This window comes from Streptomyces sp. NPDC001513, assembly GCF_042894695.1.
GTDB lineage: Bacteria > Actinomycetota > Actinomycetes > Streptomycetales > Streptomycetaceae > Streptomyces.
Genome location: NZ_JBIAVU010000017.1, coordinates 16841 through 33111, shown reverse-complemented (window position 1 = coordinate 33111; position 16271 = coordinate 16841). Strand labels below are relative to the sequence as shown.

The 16271-nt window shown below is 68.8% G+C and carries 16 protein-coding genes and 1 pseudogene; 12 read left to right on the top strand and 5 right to left on the bottom strand.

From position 1 onward, the window contains the following. Nucleotides 1–751: 751 nt before the first annotated feature. Both ACFYZ4_RS32500 and ACFYZ4_RS32495 read left to right on the top strand, forming a co-directional pair. Nucleotides 752–943, top strand: a complete 192-nt coding sequence (locus ACFYZ4_RS32500) for a hypothetical protein (RefSeq protein WP_390785564.1) — start codon at nt 752–754, stop codon at nt 941–943. A gap of 57 nt (nt 944–1000) precedes the next feature. Further along, nucleotides 1001–1603, top strand: coding sequence for a hypothetical protein (locus tag ACFYZ4_RS32495; protein ID WP_390785563.1), 603 nt, complete (start codon nt 1001–1003; stop codon nt 1601–1603). Nucleotides 1604–1953: 350 nt separating this feature from the next. Here the strand turns inward: ACFYZ4_RS32495 and ACFYZ4_RS32490 are convergent, their stop codons facing one another. After that, the gene (locus ACFYZ4_RS32490; protein WP_390785562.1) at nt 1954–2562 is read right to left on the bottom strand and encodes a hypothetical protein; all 609 of its coding nucleotides are present in this window, start codon (nt 2560–2562) and stop codon (nt 1954–1956) included. Nucleotides 2563–2601: 39 nt separating this feature from the next. Continuing rightward, nucleotides 2602–3330 (bottom strand): hypothetical protein, encoded by a 729-nt coding sequence (locus tag ACFYZ4_RS32485; protein WP_390785561.1) that lies wholly within the window; start codon nt 3328–3330, stop codon nt 2602–2604. A 610-nt stretch (nt 3331–3940) separates the two neighbouring features. On the opposite strand from ACFYZ4_RS32485, the gene ACFYZ4_RS32480 reads away from it, so the two are divergent. From ACFYZ4_RS32480 to ACFYZ4_RS32460, 5 genes are all read left to right on the top strand, one after another. Beyond that, the gene (locus ACFYZ4_RS32480) at nt 3941–4102 is read left to right on the top strand and encodes a hypothetical protein (RefSeq protein WP_390785560.1); all 162 of its coding nucleotides are present in this window, start codon (nt 3941–3943) and stop codon (nt 4100–4102) included. A 444-nt stretch (nt 4103–4546) separates the two neighbouring features. Next, nucleotides 4547–5017, top strand: a complete 471-nt coding sequence (locus tag ACFYZ4_RS32475) for a lamin tail domain-containing protein (protein ID WP_390785559.1) — start codon at nt 4547–4549, stop codon at nt 5015–5017. Between the two features lie 144 nt (nt 5018–5161). Continuing rightward, nucleotides 5162–5509, top strand: a complete 348-nt coding sequence (locus ACFYZ4_RS32470; protein WP_390785558.1) for a hypothetical protein — start codon at nt 5162–5164, stop codon at nt 5507–5509. 228 nt (nt 5510–5737) lie between these two features. Beyond that, nucleotides 5738–6757 carry a CorA family divalent cation transporter gene (locus tag ACFYZ4_RS32465; RefSeq protein ID WP_390785557.1) on the top strand — a complete coding sequence of 340 codons (1020 nt, stop codon included), beginning with the start codon at nt 5738–5740 and terminating at the stop codon, nt 6755–6757. 200 nt (nt 6758–6957) lie between these two features. Next, nucleotides 6958–7929, top strand: coding sequence for a hypothetical protein (locus ACFYZ4_RS32460; protein WP_390785556.1), 972 nt, complete (start codon nt 6958–6960; stop codon nt 7927–7929). Between the two features lie 637 nt (nt 7930–8566). On the opposite strand, the gene ACFYZ4_RS32455 is transcribed toward ACFYZ4_RS32460, so the two are convergent. Together ACFYZ4_RS32455 and ACFYZ4_RS32450 are read right to left on the bottom strand one after the other, a co-directional pair. After that, entirely contained in the window at nt 8567–9367 is an 801-nt protein-coding gene (locus tag ACFYZ4_RS32455) for a crotonase/enoyl-CoA hydratase family protein (protein WP_390785555.1), read from the bottom strand. A gap of 162 nt (nt 9368–9529) precedes the next feature. Beyond that, nucleotides 9530–10756 (bottom strand): cytochrome P450, encoded by a 1227-nt coding sequence (locus ACFYZ4_RS32450; protein WP_390785554.1) that lies wholly within the window; start codon nt 10754–10756, stop codon nt 9530–9532. A 303-nt stretch (nt 10757–11059) separates the two neighbouring features. Between ACFYZ4_RS32450 and ACFYZ4_RS32445 the strand changes: the two genes are divergently transcribed. The 4 genes and pseudogenes from ACFYZ4_RS32445 to ACFYZ4_RS32430 form a co-directional block, all read left to right on the top strand. Continuing rightward, nucleotides 11060–11368, top strand: a complete 309-nt coding sequence (locus ACFYZ4_RS32445) for a DUF6247 family protein (protein ID WP_390785553.1) — start codon at nt 11060–11062, stop codon at nt 11366–11368. Continuing rightward, on the top strand, nt 11365–11625 hold the full coding sequence (locus ACFYZ4_RS32440) for a hypothetical protein (RefSeq protein WP_390785552.1): 261 nt from the start codon (nt 11365–11367) through the stop codon (nt 11623–11625). The genes ACFYZ4_RS32445 and ACFYZ4_RS32440 overlap by 4 nt, the downstream gene beginning before the upstream one ends. A gap of 1241 nt (nt 11626–12866) precedes the next feature. Further along, entirely contained in the window at nt 12867–13070 is a 204-nt protein-coding gene (locus ACFYZ4_RS32435) for a hypothetical protein (RefSeq protein WP_385162710.1), read from the top strand. Nucleotides 13071–13426: 356 nt separating this feature from the next. After that, nucleotides 13427–13633 (top strand): annotated as a pseudogene (locus tag ACFYZ4_RS32430) (hypothetical protein); the annotation flags it as partial. Nucleotides 13634–14051: 418 nt separating this feature from the next. On the opposite strand, the gene ACFYZ4_RS32425 reads toward ACFYZ4_RS32430, so the two are convergent. After that, complete coding sequence (locus tag ACFYZ4_RS32425) at nt 14052–14951, bottom strand: RNA polymerase sigma-70 factor (protein WP_390785551.1); 900 nt, start codon at nt 14949–14951, stop codon at nt 14052–14054. Between the two features lie 168 nt (nt 14952–15119). On the opposite strand from ACFYZ4_RS32425, the gene ACFYZ4_RS32420 reads away from it, so the two are divergent. Then, on the top strand, nt 15120–16178 hold the full coding sequence (locus ACFYZ4_RS32420) for an NAD(P)/FAD-dependent oxidoreductase (RefSeq protein ID WP_390785550.1): 1059 nt from the start codon (nt 15120–15122) through the stop codon (nt 16176–16178). Nucleotides 16179–16271: the final 93 nt, after the last annotated feature.

The following is a 16271-nucleotide window of genomic DNA, read 5'->3' as shown; positions in this document are numbered from 1 at the left end:
CTGGTTGACGCCGACGACGGCTGCACGTAGTGCCGTGCCCGGTAATACCCCCTACGCTGCTGTGCCACAGCTCCACATCCCCCATCGCGGCAGACTTACAGTCTCACCAGTCTTCTGATGGCGCTCCATTTTCGGCACTGAACGGCTAAGCATGTCCGAATTCCGGCGCTCGGAGGGCAGCGGCCAAGTGGCAGTTCCAGCCCGGGCCGATCATGGCCAGCTGCTGCGGGTCAAGGCCCGCTCCGCGTCCTGCCGGGTGCGAGGCGTCCGGTGGCCTGCCGATAGGAGCGCAGCGCGGCGAGTAGTTCGGCTCCCGGCCTTTGGCCGTCCGCGTACGGCGCAGCCCCAATCGGTGCCGCCACAGCCAACAGGAGGCTCTTGTCGTACTCGCACGAGACTCTTTGAGACACCCCTTCCCGAGCAGCACAGGCAGCAACCTCGACGCGGAGCCGAAGGCCGCCGCCCGGCACGTCCTGGCGACCGTACCGCCCCTGTCAGCGCCTCTGCTGTCCTACAGCCGGAGGGCCAATCCCGCGTCGAGCACGTCTTCGCCCGCATGAAGACCTGGAAGATCCTCTGCGACTGCCGCCTCAGGGCGACGGCGTACTTCGAGATCGTGACGATCGTGCGGTCTCGGGTGAAGAGCCTCCTGTCGATGATCAAGTACAAGTTGGCTCGTTTCCAGGCGCGTTGACGCCATCGACAGCCATGCTTGGTCGATCGGTCCGGGGCGGGGGAGTGAGGGGGGCGCGTGTCGGATCAGCCTGATCTGTTCTCCGCGCAAAAAGAGGACAGCGCCGATGGTCTCCAGCACATATCGCCGTTCGTCGCGCCAGTGGCCGCCACGGCCGGCGCGGTAACCGCCGATCCGGTGGCGCTGCGCATCGCCGAGGCGATTCGAGGCGGCGACCTTGATCAAGGTGTCTACGAGTCGAGGCCGTAGCAGCGACCGTCCGCGCCCGGCCAGGCGGTGTGGGCAGCCGGGCAGCGGGGTACGGGTGTGGCGTGGGATGCGAACGGCTGGATCGCCGCCGTCGGCACGGGGTCCGGTACGCGCGTGATCGTGGGCCACTGGCCGCGGTCACCCTTCGGGCCGTTCAGTGACGTGATGCTGGAGCGCGCCGACGGGTGGCGCACACTGCTCGCCCCCACCGCCCGGACGGCGGAGTACATCGCCGGGACCTATCACTTCGACGAGGTCCGGACGGACCCCGTGGGAGTGCAGATTCGCGACAGCGTGTGGGACGTCGAGGCGGGACCCCTTGACCTGCGCTTCCGGGTCGGGCATCAGGGAGCCCTCGGCCTGGCCCTGCGGGCTGTCCCCTGGCCGCTCGCTCGACGGCCGCTGTGGGCGACCGTGACAGACGTGCCCGTACGCCTGATGTCCGGCGTACGTACCCGGGGCAGCTCGCGCCCAGGATGTCGCCAGTGGTATGCGGCAGGCGGCCTGTGGCCGATCGCAACCGCCCGAACCTCCTTCGACGGGACCGACCTCGGCGCACTGGCTCCCGTCATTCCGCCAGTGCGCTTCGGCTTCGCGTCGGCCCCCGCGTCACCGGCACTGGTGCGGGTGCTCTCCACCGTCGAACGCGCTGTCAGCTGAGCCCGCCGCAAACGTCACCCTCGTACCTCCTGCGGACGCGCTGGGCCACGCTCGACGGATACCCGCGCCAGATCGGCATGGAAAGGACCAGGATCGTATTTGGGGATCTGGCCAGGCGGTTCGGATCGGTGATGGTCTGGCGGCGGCAGGCGGTTTGGGTGCGGCCCCACTTGAGGTGGTCAACGGGACGCGCTGGTGTGTGGGCAGCCTGGTCGGTCGGCGAGAGCCTGGGGCACCGTCGCCAGGTACGCGAGCCCATGCCGCCTCTCCGGACTGGCCTGTGCCTTGCTCGTCGCACGCTGCAGGGTCTGCAGGCGTGGAACACCGGTTTCCTGCCCGGGATCGATGCGCTACTGGGCGGCGGGTGTATGGGCCGGCTTGCCTGAGTCTTTCACCCAGTTCTCGATCTGCTTTCGCGTCTGCGAGTCCCCGATGGTGATTCGCGAGGTTGCAGGGCTGTTGGTGACCTGTGTGACGGTGACCTGGCCGCGTGCGTGTTCTGGGGCACCTTGTTCATCCGAGGCGTATTCAATGACCATGGCGCTCTTGCTGCACAGGAGGGATGCCCAGATTTTCGGGCCACCAGTTCCTGAGGCACTGTTGTACGGTCCTGCAGGGTAGCTGTTGCTCCCCTCGCCTTCAGCAGGCCGCTTCGAGACCAGATGAATTCGATTCGCCTTGGGGTCGTCCTCGGGCGTGGCCAGGATTCCGCAGGAGTCGGCATTGACATAGGCGATAAGACGATTCTGTCGGTACTGAAGCTCTGAAAGGATCTTAACGGGGCCCGGTATATCGGTTAGCGGATCATCCGCGACAGGAATCGATTCCAGCTCGGCCAGAGGGGTGGAGTGGCTTCCATTCGAAGATTCTTCGCCACCGGGATGGACGCCACTTTCGCACCCTGCGAGTAAGAATATGAAGGCAGCCCCGATGGCTAGAGTCCGATGATTTCGAGCCATGGGGCTGCACCTCATTCAGGTCGTATCTTCAGGGCTTCGTTACTGTGTCCACTGATTGAAGCAGACCCCCACAGGCTTGTAGGCCCAGACCCTCTTCCCTGTGGGCAGGTCGCCGCCGGCGCCGGACCAGGCCTCGCCTTCGTAGATGTCGTAGAGCGGGAAGGCCTGGATGGCCCCCCACTTGCCTTCGGGCACCTCGTAGCGCGACTCGTTCTTGACACCGTAGGTGCTGGTGACGCTCCAGCCCAGGCCCATCGAGACGTACTTGAGGTCGACGTTGACCTCCTTCGTGACGGTGGCGGCGACGCTCTTGTCGACCGACAGGACGAGCGTGGCCTTACCCTGCCCGCTGGTCTGCTGAATGATGTCAGTCCCGCAGGACTGGGCGATCCAGTGGCCGTTCTTGATGCGGTAGAAGGCCTCCGCACCTGTCGGCGCAGGGGCTATCGGGGAAGTGGTCTCGGCCGACAGCTGGCTGTTTTCGGCCGGGGCCTCAGTCCTCTTGACTACGGTGTTCGGGCCCGGGGTGAAGAACTTGCCGTCCGCGGAGATCGAGCTGGTGGGGACACCTAACGGAGAACTTCCTTCCGCATGAGACACCCCGGTGCCCATGGTCGCAGTCAGGGCGACAGCCACACCCGATGCGGCCAGAATCGTAGTGATTTCACGCCGCTTCGGCCGGAAAATATCGAGATTCATGACACTCCATTTTTCAACATTCCAGAGTTCGCCCGCCAGGACTTTCAGGCACCGACGGGCTTCGCTCAATGACCTAGGAATTCTGTTCATGAATGCGTGTAGTGATCAATCGATCGCCCGGAACTGTGCCCCAGGTCACACAGGAATCTCAGATTCACCTCAAAGGGAATGTCACTTCAAGCCACTTGGCTTCTTGGCGGGTACGCATGGAAGTGCTGACGAAATTGGCCTCTGTGGCGAATTCCCGCCTTTCCGAAAATCTCATGCCGCACTTGGCAGGCGGAGCCGGTTGAGCGGGTACGCAGGCGGGATGTCCCGCTGGGGCTCAGGTTCCGACGCCGCCGTGGCGGCGAGAATCCCTTCAGGTCTCCGGACGGTACGGCGCTGGTCGGGACGGTGACCGTTGTGCCCGAGGCGCCGGCGGTGGGTGCCGTGGTGCTGGTGCGCGGCGCCGGCGTGACGCAGTTCCGAGGATGGCTGGCCGGTTGACGGAGAAGCCGGGGCGGGCGAGGACGGCGTCGTGGAGCAACACGCACAGCTGCTGGCGTGCGTAGGCCGTGGTGGTCGGGCAGACGGCGCGGCCATGGCAGAGGCCGGCGGTGCGGGTGTGGGTGAGGTGGCTACTTCTGGTTCAGGGGCAGGGCGACGTCGAAGACCTGTCGGTCGCCGCTGGCTGCGGATGCGCGCCGTCGGCGTGCTGGACCGGATCGCCACCCGCGTCGGGTGGGAGGCGGCCGGCGTGCTGGCGGAAGACGGCGTGTCCGCCGAGGCGGTGGCCGCCGGGCTCGGGACCACTCGCTCCAAGGCCCTGGTCCTCCGCCTGACCGTCCAGGACAGGTGACAGCACCCGGTCGGCATCGGCGTACGTGGCTCCGAGCGAGAGGTGCGAGGCCTGCCACAGGGCGGGAAGTATGTGCGAATTCCGGACCGATATGCGAAGAATTCCGCAGAACGGCTGTTACCTGATCCGCTGGTCCGGGCGGGTGAGGCGGGGGAGGAGTGCGCCCGGTGGTGCGCCGGAGTGTGTTGAGCCTGATGTCCGGTTTGCGGGGCGGATGGGTGTAGCTGTCAGTGAATGTCAGGGGCACGTTCGGGCGAAATGCGTGCATCCGGCAGGCGAGTGTGGCGGATATGTCCGTGTCCGGTAACCGGCGTCTGCGGGGGCTGCCGTGGGGTCCGTGTCGGGTCGAGAGTGTGGCCCTCGGCTCATCCGGGCCGACACCGCAAAGGGCCTCCACCGACCTGTTTCGGCTGGTGGGGCGCTGTTCTTGAGGGAGCGTCACCCATGTCCTCTGCTTCTTCCTCCGTACGCCGTATCGCCGCCACCGTCCTGGCGGCCGGCGCGATCGTCTCCGCCGCCGCGCTGCCGGCGTCCGCCGCGGACGGTGACCGTCACCACCAGCAGCGGCCGCGGGTGGAGATCAGCCGGGTCCAGGCCGACAGCCCCGGACGCGACGACCGCTCCAACCGGTCCCTGAACAACGAGTGGGTGGAGATCACCAACAACACCCGCGACGGCATCAACCTCCGCGGCTGGACGCTGCGCGACCGCGAGGGCAACCGCTACCGCTTCGACAACGTCCGCATCGGCGCCCGTGCCACCGTCCGGATCCACACCGGCAACGGCCGTGACACCCGTACCGACCTGTTCCAGGACCGCCGCGACTACGTCTGGGACAACGGCTCCGACACCGCGACGCTGCGCGACGACCGCGGCCGCACCGTCGACACCGAGTCCTGGGGCCGCCGCCGCTAGGACCGCGACCGCAGGCCGCGCACGATGTCGGGGTCCTGCGTGACATGACCGCACGGGCCGTCGCCTCCTCGGGCGACGGCCCGCACTGCTGGGCCAGTGCCGGCACCGAAGTGGGATGTCGGTGGCGGCGGTGACCATGGGGAGATGAGCGCCGATATCACTCCCGAGGGCCCGGACGCGGGTCTCGGCGGGTTGTACGAGGACATCCGGGGCGCCCTCGAAGGATGGGTGCCCGGGATGCTCGGCGTCCACGTTCACCGATCGGTGTCGGGGCCGGCCGAGGTCGGGGCGGTCGCGGATGCTGCCGAGGTCACGGTGCTCCCCGGTGGTGGTGCGACTGCGCGGGCCGAGCTGCACGCGGCGGCCGCCAGGGCCCTCGCGGCCGCGGGTGAGCAGCCGGGAACGGACGTGCGGGTGGAGCTTGCTGCTGTTCGCGCGGGCTGCCGGCGCGCGGCGGTTGCTCTCGGCCTGCGTGTTCCCGTCGCCTTCTGACCTGGGGCGGCGGTATACCTCTTGGGGATGGGGACATTCCGGTTTGGTTGACCGTTCCACACGCCCACCGCAGTGGTTCGATGCACGTGGACGGGTGTCCCTGCCAGAGCCGGTGGGTCTGCGGAGGCTGAGTGGTTTCGCGCTGCCTGCGGAACCCGGCCGGTGGAGCAAGCGGGAAGGCACGGTGGCACGTCTTCCGGGCAGCGTTGTCATCTTGGGTGAGGGGCGATGATCGTTTCGGTGGTGTCGATGCCGGAAGGTGTCGTCGCTCGGACAGCGTTGTCCGAGGTCAGGGAGCGCCTGGCGGCCCCCGACTTCGTGATCGTGGACATCGACCAGGGAGAAGACGCCCCGTCCGACGAGCAGCCACTCGCCCGCTCGCTGGGCCTGGACGACACGACGTGGGAGTGGCTCGGCAGACGAAATGAACCCGTACGGGCCGACTACCACGCAGGAGCGGTCGGATGTGTTGTGCCGGTGATCGACGGCAGCCTCGTCAAGCGCATCCACGTCTTCGCCGGCGAAGGCCATCTCGTCACGGTTCACCACGGACCCGTGGGGCTGATCGATACCTTCATCGGACGGCTGCCGGAGGACACGCCCTCCAACGGAGCGACGGCGGTCTTCCTCCTTCTGCACGGTGTACTGGAAGTCTTTCGCAAGGCCACCGCCCAAGCACTCCTGGAGGTAGGGGAGGTCGAGGAGGCGATGCTCGAGGGGCGGGCGTCGCAGCACGTCCACCGCCTGGCTCACCTGCGACGGCGCGCGGCCCAGCTGCACCGTGCGTTCCTTCCCTACGCCGCGATCGCACAGGAGTTCCTCGCTCATCGAAGGATGGCGGACCCCGACCTCTCGGAGGAGCGGCGAGCTCTGAACCGCATGCACGAGCGCACCGTGCAGCTGGTGACGATGGAGATCGAGTCGCTGCGCGACGAAACCAGGCGGGCCGCCGATGCCTACGCCTCCCTCGTCGCCGACCAGCAGAACCTCGTGATCAACAAACTCGCGATCGCCTCGGTCATCTTCTTGCCGCTGTCATTCCTGACCGGCTTCTTCGGCATGAACTTCAGCTTCCTCAGCAACAACCTGGCCAGCGAGCAGACCTTCCTGTGGCTGGGCATCGGCATGCAGGTGTGCGCCCTGGCCGTGGCCATGTACGTCGTGCTGTACCGGACGCACTGGCGCCAGCTCCGGGACGACGACAGGTCCCACGATGCGGGTGGCAGCCGGCTATCGGATCCATCTTGATCTTCATTGGTCGACGTGATCAGGACCCCGGCGAGCCGCCGCCCACGAGGCCACCGCGTTGAGATGTCCTGCCCGCTGCACGAAGCTGCGGGCCCGTACTGCCGCGCGTACCAGGCGGCGCAGTCCGATGCCCTGCGCGCGCCGCGAGTGCTGCCGCGCGCCCCTGTATACCGACACCGTGTCGGTATGCACTCGTCGGCATGACCATCCTCACCGCGCGCACCACGCCTGCGCCTGAAGGCATCAGCCCGACCCGGGCCCGCCGTGCCGTCCGGGCCCTCTACGCCGGTCCCACCCTGACGGCCGCCGACCTCAGCGCGCCCCTCCTCGCGCTCCCCGACACAGAGCCGGTCGAGACCGCCTTACCCGGCGCCGTCCCCGTACCCGGCATCGCGGCAACCGTCGGCCGCTGGGCCGACCTCGGCATCCGGGGCGTGAAGGTCTTCGCGTACGGCCATGACCGGGACGGCCGCGCTACCGGCGCACTCCTGCCGGGCAACCGCATGGTGCGCGCCATCGCCGCTGTGAAGGCTGCGGCTCCTGAGACGGCGGTCACCACCGAGGTGTGCGGCTGCTCCTGGACCGATCACGGCAGGTGCCTCCTGCTCTGCGATGACGGCGGGATCGATCTGGACGCCACGTACACCCTCATGGCAGCGATGGCGGTCCGGCACGCGGACGCCGGCGCGGATGTCGTCTCACCGACCGCGATGCTCGATGGGTCGGTCCGCGTCGTCCGGGACGCCCTGGACGAGGCCGGCCACCGGGACGTCGGCGTGAACCCGAACCTCGCGATCCACACCGGTCTCTACGGGCCGTTCAAGGCCCTCATGGCGACCGACCCGCGCGCCGGCCACCGCCGCGGCCTCCAGCTCGAGCCCGGCCGCGCCGAGCGCGACACCCTCGTGCAGGCCCGCCGGTGGATCACCGAGGGAGCCGACTCCCTCACTCTCCAGCCCGTCATGACTGCCGTGGACGTCCTCGTCCGGCTCCGCGACGACCAGCCTGTACCGGTCGTCGCCTACTCCACCTCGGGCGAGTGGAACGCACTCAAGGCCCTGGGGCCGGCCGGGATGGTGGAGTACCTGGGCATGCTCAAGCGGGCCGGCGCGGACCAGATCCTCACCTTCGCCGCCTCGACCCCGCCACCCTCGGCACCTCCGTCGCCGTAGCCCTCCTCCGCCAGGGCGCCCGCGAGGTCATCGACAGCATCCCCCACTGACCCACCACCCCAGGGCGGCCATAGGGCCGATGACCGCCACCGCTCCGTCCGTTCCGCCGGCGCGGCGACCAAACCACTGACCAGCACGCGAGCACGGCCGTCGCCCCCACCAGGCGACGGCCCCCACTCCTGCGCGCACCGAGGCGGTCCCCCTGTCCAACAGGAATCCGGCGGAGTGGCTGTCGTCGGCGGCGGATGCGTTGTGCCGCTACGGCGCGGAGTGGACCGCGACCAAGCTCCGCTGGGGCCTCGCGGTCGACGAGGCGGAGTAGGACCGGCGGTGAGACATCGCGGCGGGCTGCGGCGGCACGGACGTGGAGTTCACCCCCGCCCCGTAGAACGAACGCAGACGAGATGAGGGCCGCCACCCACCAGGGGTCGCGGCCCTCACGATCCGGAGGGGGATCGGGTGGCTAGTGGTCCAGCCCCAGACGCAGCGGCGCTGACGGCGCTCAGTCCGCCGAGGATGCGTCGGCCCCTGGTCGAGGTCGAGGCAGGGACGGCCCGGCATGCAGTGGTCACGGTCGTACGCGTGCGCGGAGGTCGCGTGGCTTGTTCACGAGGGTCGTGTGCGAGCGGGGTGTGGGTCAGGACTGCCAGACGGGGGCGCGTTTGTCGCAGAAGGCCTGGGCTCCTTCCGCTGCTTCGTTGGTGGCGAAGACGGGTGCGCTCAAGGGGTCCTGGACGGCGAACGCGTCCGCGTCGCTGAGGCCGCGGGTGGCGTGCACGATCCGCTTGGAGACCCGGATGGCGTGCTGGGGCTGCGCGCTGATCGTCTCGGCGAGTGTGAGAGCCGCTTGAAGTGCGGTGCCGTCGGGGACGACCTGGTTGAGCAGGCCGTGACGGGCTGCGGTGGTGGTGTCCAGGGTGCGGCCGGCCAGGATGACTTCCATCGCCAGGTGGTAGGGCAGGCGCTGCGGGAGGCGGATGAGTCCGCCTTCTGCGGCGAGGAGTCCGCGGGCGGCCTCCGGCAGGCCGAACACGGCCGAGGTGCCGGCGACGATGAGGTCGCAGGCCAGGGCCAGTTCGAAGCCGCCGGCGACGGCCGGCCCCTCCACGGCGGCGATGAGCGGCTTGCTCCAGCAGGCACGGGTCAGGCCTGCCAGCCCCCGGTCCTCGACGACGGGTACACCCTGGGCGGGGAAGGCTTTGAGGTCCATGCCGGAGCAGAAACAGCCGTCCGCGCCGGTGAGGATCCCCACCCGCAGAGCGGGGTCGTCCTCCAGCCGGCACAGTGCCCCGTTCAGCGACCGGGCCAGGTCGTGGTCGACGGCGTTACGGACGTGTGGCCGGTTCAGGGTCATCACCAGCAGGTGGCCGTGCCGCTCGGTGAGCACGCTTCGGGTGTCGGGTGCCGGGTCGGCCGCTGTGGCCGGGGCGGTGTTCATGAAGGTCTGCCTTTCGAGAGTGGTCGGACGGGGGCGGTGATGGTGGGCTGTCCCGCGGCCCGGGCTCGGTGTGCGCTCACGTACCCGGTCCCGGCGGTGCGGGGCGCCCTGGCGGTCAGGGCAGGTGCCCCGGCCTCTGGGCGTGCCTTCTGCGGTGTGGATTCAGATGCGCTGGAGGGGCAGTTGGGTCAGGCCGCGCATGACTCGGGCGGGTCGCCACTGGAGCTCGGCTGCGGGTTTGGCGAGGCGGACCGGGCCCAGGCGGCGGAGGAGAAGGGGCAGGGCGAGGGTGCCTTCGAGACGGGCCAGGGCGGCGCCGATGCAGAAGTGGGGGCCGTAGCCGAAGGCGAGGTGGTCGTTGGGGGCGCGGGCCACATCGAGGCGGTCCGGATCGTGGAAGGCGGCAGGGTCGCGGTTGGCGGAGCCGATCAGGAGGTTGACGATGTCGCCTCTGCCGATGGTGTGGCCGAGGATTTCGATGGGGGCGGCTGCCGCCCTGAAGGTGGCGTCGCGGACGGGTGAGTCGTAGCGCAGGAGTTCCTCGACAGCGGTGGGGGAGAGGGAAGGTTCCTGCTCCCAGCGTGCCTTCTGTTCAGGGTGGGAGAGCAGGGCCAGGGTGCCGTTGCCGATGAGGTTCATGGTCGTGTCGTGGCCGACCAGAAGCAGCAGGTAGGCGGTGGAGAGCAGTTCTTCCTCGCTCATGTCGCCGGTCTCGTCGCAGGCCTGGACGAGGGCTGCCAGAAGGTCCGCGTCGTCGGACGGGCCCGCTGTGCGTTTGAGGGCGACCAGGGTCACCAGGAGGGCGTGCAGGCCGTCGGCGGCCGCTGGGCCCGCCGCTGGGCTGGGGGCCTGGGGGCGGTACTGGGCTGGGAGGAGCGTCGCCATGAGGGTGTCGCGGGTGGCGGGGGTGTCCAGGTGGTCGGGGACGCCGAGGATCGTGCAGATCAGCCGGAACGTGAGAGGGGCGGCGAAGTCCGCGATGACATCGATGTGGACGGAGCCCTCGACCTGGTCCAGGAGCCGGTGTGCAGCCGATTCGATGACCGGTGCGAGGTGGGCGATCCGCCTGGGGCCGAAGGACTTGGACAGCAGTCGGCGCAGCCGGGTGTGGTCGGGAGGATCGGCATGGACCAGGTGCCGGTTCAGGCCGGCCGGACCCGGCACATAGCCGGGAACCAGAGCCGGCTGCTTGCTGAGGCGGGCATCAGCCAGCAGGGCGGCGACGTCCTCGTAGCGGGAGATGTGCCAGACACAGCGGCCATCGGCCTTGCGTTCGGCGTAGACAGGCGAGTGCGCACGCAGCCACGCGAAATACGGGTACGGGTCGCTCACCCGCATCCGGAGCAGTTCCTGGGGCGGTACGGGCACAGCGGGGACGTCAAAGGACACGGGGGCAGGACTCCGGTACAGCAGGGGGACACAGTCCCCGGTCCAACGACCCGCATCCACCCGAAGGTGCGCCGCATCAGGCGCAATCCAGCGGCACGGCTGAAGCGTTCATCCGCTCCCGCGCACGCCACAGGTCAGGCCGTCCAGCTGGTTCCGGCGCAGGCGCCACCGACGAACCCTCACCTCGAGTAGCCGGACAGTCGCGTCAGATGCCGCTCCGGGCTCTCGCATCCGCCCGAAGCTCCCCGGCCTGGGCCGCGGCGTTCTACGGTGGCTGGTAGCACCCGCCGCCAGGAGGAGCCGATGAGCGCCCAGCCCGACCACACGCCCGCCGCCCCGTACGCGCCCGCGCCCGGGGCGCCGGCTGAACTCCTCGTCCAGCTCCGGGCCGATCGGCGTGCGGAGCGGTGGGTGCCGGCCTTCGAGCGGGAGTGGGCGTCCGCGTTGGAGGAGTCGCGCCGGACGTTCTCCTTGAACACCCTCTACGAGGTCGTCCACGTCTGGCAGGCCCGTCTCGTCTCCGCCCCCGCGGTCGACGCGTTCACCGCTTCCGGCCACGACGAGAGCGGGTTCGTGGACATGGCCGAGCTGCGCGGCCGGCGGCGCCGGTGAGCCTGCCCCCGTACGCGGTCCGCCTCTCGACCCCGGCCGCGAAGGTCCTCGCCGCCCTCCCCGAGCACGCCGAAGAGACGGCGTGGGATCTGCTCGACGCCGCCGCAGTCGACCCGTGGGGATTCCGCCAGTGGGACCCCGCAGACCCCGAAGGGGAAGACGTCCGGATCGCGTCCGCTGGCCGCCTGTCCGTCATCTACTTCGCCAACCGAGCGCTGCGGCATCTGTCCGTCCTGGACATCGTCTGGCTCGGCTAAGCCTGTCCGGCGACGACACTGCGGACGACGCGCAGCACGCCCGTATCACTCTTCTCCCGGACACGACGTCGACAGGCATCTTCAAGTTCCTGCACCTGTTCCTGAAGTTCGAGGGCCACACCGGAAACTAAGGCCAGGATGGTCCAGGTCCGCCGAGCAAGAAGGTGACCCCGCACGACGACGTCGCGTACACCGGCTTCGTGGTCAAGAACATCGAGTTTGGTTAGCCGCCTTGGCCACCTTCGCCAGGCCTGCCGGCCCACAACCCGTCTCTACGGCCAGGTAGCCCGCCGACTTCGTGGTGAGGTTGGCGTCGAACGGGACCGCTTGAGCGTCACGGCTCAAAGGGCATGACGTACTTCTTCGACGAGATCATGGTCGAGTTCTACAAGGACATCACCGAGCGGGTGCACGGCCGACGGGACCTGCGAACAGGTCGATGAACGGGACTGGCGTCACATGGCCAGGACGTCGTTCGCGTACATGAAGATGTCCGTCCTCGCCTTTGGCGCCTTGCTCATCTACGACAAGGGTCCAACTCCATCTGCACGTCGAACGGGACCGCTTCCGCGTACACGGGACGTGTTCGCGCAGGTGGAGGAACGGTCATCGTCACGGACGACCGTGTTCGGAACCTCGGTCCCGGACTGAAAGTCGAGAAGGTCGAAAAGCAGTGCAGCACGAGGTCCTTGTGGCGGGCCCGCCCTGCCGCCGATTGTTCCCAGGTCGGAGCCTCGGCAGGGCTCCGGACAGTCCCGGTGACGGCAGATGACCGGCATCCCGGGATGACGCGTCCATGTGTCGCATCTTCGACTGCAAGTTGGACGAGTGTTCGAGTTCACCAGCGAGAAGATGGTCCTGGGTAAGCAGGCGTTCGGGGCCAGTTCAACGCTAGCGGTCACGCGGTTACTACACGCGAAACGCCCACAGGTCGTCACGAAGATGAGCGCTCTACGGGGACGCGCCTGTGGATAACTTCGCCTAGACAGTGGGGTGCTGAGTAGCGCACAGCTGGTCACAGCTCTATAACCCGCCCGTGCGACGAAGCAGGCGCCGGGAGCCGCGTGCGGCCGATCGAGGGTGCCCGAACTTTGTGGTCGGGCGGACGGGTTTGTCAGCGGGTGCCGATACTCTGGGTGCGCCCATCCGGGTCGCTTGTGCGACTTCGGGATGGCTGGGTGTCACGGATCGTCCGCCCGGCCTTCCTGAAGCCACACGGCGGTCCTGATTGGGGGGCTCCCATGCCGGAGAGCGACAAGCCGACGTCCGACGGTTTTGAGGACGAAGGCCGACCGCCTGTCCGGGGTGAGGGCCGCACCACCGTTCGCGAGATCCTGCTCGCCGGCGTAGTCCAGGCCTTCATGGCTGGCGTCGCCGACGAGACTGCGCACTGGTTCCACCGGTGCCTGGTGTGGCTGTACGAGATGCTCGTCAGCCACCTGTAAAACGCGACGCGCCCCCTGGTGGTAGGACACCAAGAGGCGCGAGGTGCGGGTACATCCCGCGGCGGTCTCTGTCCAAGGTTCGAGCCGGGCAGAGGCCGCCGTACTGCGTGACATCAGTTTGCCGCGCGCCACTGACAACGTTCAGAAGAATCTGATCAACGAGCCTCATGCACGTCGCCGCAGTCGCGTAAGGCATTCACGTCACACCGCACCCCACCCTAGCGCAGCGGGCTATGCGCTACCCCGTCCCGCTCACCTCCCGGCGAGGTCCCTCACGGCGGGCTCGTGTCGGTCTCCGCGAAGCGTGAGTCGACTTACGCATCTCGACATCATGCGCGTGACGCCCCCGGGATCCGGCCCGCCAAGAGCCGGCTGCGCAGCCCCGCGGTCTGATGCTCGCCCGCTCCGGCGACACCGCAGCCAGCACCGCCCACGCCCGCGCCGCGCTGGATGCCCTCCCACCGGAAAAGCACTCCCTGACCCTCCGACTCCTCATGACGGAAGTCGAACAGTCCTTAACCCCACCTGCTCACGCCGTGCCGATCCGACGGCGTGCGGCGTGACTCCGCCGTGTTGGGCATGGCATGGAGATGGTGGAGCAGCTGCCGTTCGGGATGCGGACCCCGGTCGCGGTGACATACGTCCGGTGCGCGTAGTGCGGAGCACTCGGTGCTCGTCCTCGAGGGCGGCGGCTGGACCTGGTGATGGTCCGGGCCGGAGATCACGTCCGCGAGATGCACCCGGGCGTGAATGTTCCAGAGGCTTTGACGGTGGTGGGTGACTCCACCCCTGCCTGCCGGAATCAGGCCGTGCCGTCGCGGCGTTGCCCGCGATGGCTTTGTCGGCGAGTCACGAGAGCACCTGTTGCTCAGCGCCAAGAGCACCTTCCTTCACGGGAAAGTGATGTCGTTGGTTTTGAGAGCACTTGGATGATTGCTTCGGGACCATGGTTGTGCAGCGAGGGGACGAGGATCCCCAACCTCAGCGGCTCACGGCGGTCTCCTGCTCCATGCGTGTCAGCTTCTCGGGGTTGCGCACGGTGTAGAGCCCGGTGATCAGGCCGTCGTCGATCCGCATCGCCACGACCATGTCGATCTCCCCGTCGATGCGCGTGATCAGTGCCGGGTGGCCGTTGACCCGTGTCGGTTCCACCGTCACCCGGGGGCCGAACACCGCCACGCCGGCGGCCAGGGCCCGGGCCACCTTGCCGGCCCCCACGACGGGCCGTGGCATGGCCTGCTTGATGCCGCCGCCGTCGCTCAGGGCGACGACGTCCGGAGCGAGGAGGTCGAGCAGGGTCTGCAGGTCGCCCGTCTCCAGCGCGCGTTGGAAGGCCCCGAGCGCAGCCCGGGTCTCGGCAGCGGAGACCGCGCCGCGGGGCCGGCGCGCGGCGACGTGCGACCGTGCCCGGTGGGCGATCTGGCGGACCGCGGCCGGGGTCTTGTCCACGGCCTCCGCGATCTCCTCGTACCCGAGGTCGAACACCTCGCGCAGTACGAACACCGCCCGCTCGGTCGGCGCGAGGGTCTCCAGGACCAGCATCATCGCCATCGACATGCTTTCGGCCAGCTCGACGTCCTCGGCCACGTCCGGCACGGTGAGCAGCGGCTCGGGCAGCCAGGGCCCCACGTACGACTCCTTGCGCCGGCCGAGCGTACGCAGCCGGCCGAGTGCCTGCCGGGTGGCGATCCGCACCAGGTACGCGCGCCGGTCCCGCACCGTGTCGAGATCGACGCCCACCCAGCGCAGCCAGGTCTCCTGCAGGACGTCTTCCGCGTCCACCGCCGAGCCGAGCATCTCGTAGGCGACGGTGAACAGCAGGTTGCGGTGGGCGACGAATACCTCGGTGGCGGGGTCGGGACGGGAGGCGTCCTCACTCATGCCGGTGTCTCCTGGTTCTCGATCTCGACGGTGTCACCCACAGGACGCCGGACCCCACCGTCCTGTGACACCACACGCCCTGTGACGTGCGACACGTACGCAGGGATGTCACAGGACTCGACCCGCCGGCATCTCATGTCCGACCAGTCACCAAGGCAGGAGGCCGACATGAAGGTTGTAGTGGTGGGCGCCGGATACGCGGGCATGTACGCGGCGAACCGGATCGCCAAGAAGGTGAAGACCGCCGAGATCACGGTGATCAACCCCCGCCCCGACTTCGTGGAGCGCGTACGGCTGCACCAGCAGCTCGCGGGAACCGGCGCCGCCGCCACGCCCCTCACCTCGATGCTGCGCGACGGGATCACCTCACTGGTCGCCACCGTCGACAAGATCGGCGACGGCAGCGTCCGCCTCGACGACGGGACGAGCCTCGACTTCGACTACGCGTTCCTCGCCGTGGGCAGCACGGCCCGGCCCATGCCGGGAACGATCCCCGTGGGCACGTGGGAGGGAGCCGAACAGGCCCGCGTGGCGCTCGCCGTGCTTCCCGCGGGCAGCACCGTCGCGGTGATCGGGGGCGGCGCGACGGGCATCGAGACGGCGGCCGAGGTGGCGGAGGCGAGGCCGGACCTCCGGGTTCGGATCGTCGGATCGTCGGTCGCCGACGGCTTCTCCCAGCGCGCGTACCAGCGAGTCCGCGCGGGACTGGAGCGGCTGAAGGTCAACATCGTGGACGACGGCGTCACGGAGGTCGCCGACGGCGTCGTACACCTCCGGTCGGGAGCCGCCTTCGCCTCCGACCTGACCCTGTGGGCGATCGTGGCCGGCGTGCCCGACCTCGCGGCACGCAGCGGTCTACAGGTCGATGCGGACGGCCGTGCGCTCGTGGACGAATACCTGCGCAGCGTCGACGACGAACGGCTCTTCGCCGTGGGCGACTGCGCGGCAGTCCCCGGAGCCCGTTTCGCCTGCGCGCTCGCCACACCGCAGGCCGCTCACGCGGCCGACACCCTGGCCCGTCTGATCGAGGGCCGCAAGCCCGAGCCCTACGCCCTGCGTTACGTCGCCCGGGCGGTCACGCTCGGACGGAACAACGCGGTGGGCCAGTTCACCCACCCCGACGACACCCTCCGTCGGGCCTACGTCACCGGGCGCACCGCGGTCGTCATCAAGGAGATGGCGTCCCGCGGCGGGAAGTACGGCGCCCGCACAGGCATCGGCGCCTGAACACCGGCCCGGAGCACGACGAAGACGCGGCGCCTGTAGACCCTCCGGCCCCAGCAGAGAGGCTCCCATCTCTCGGCGACATCTTCATGACAG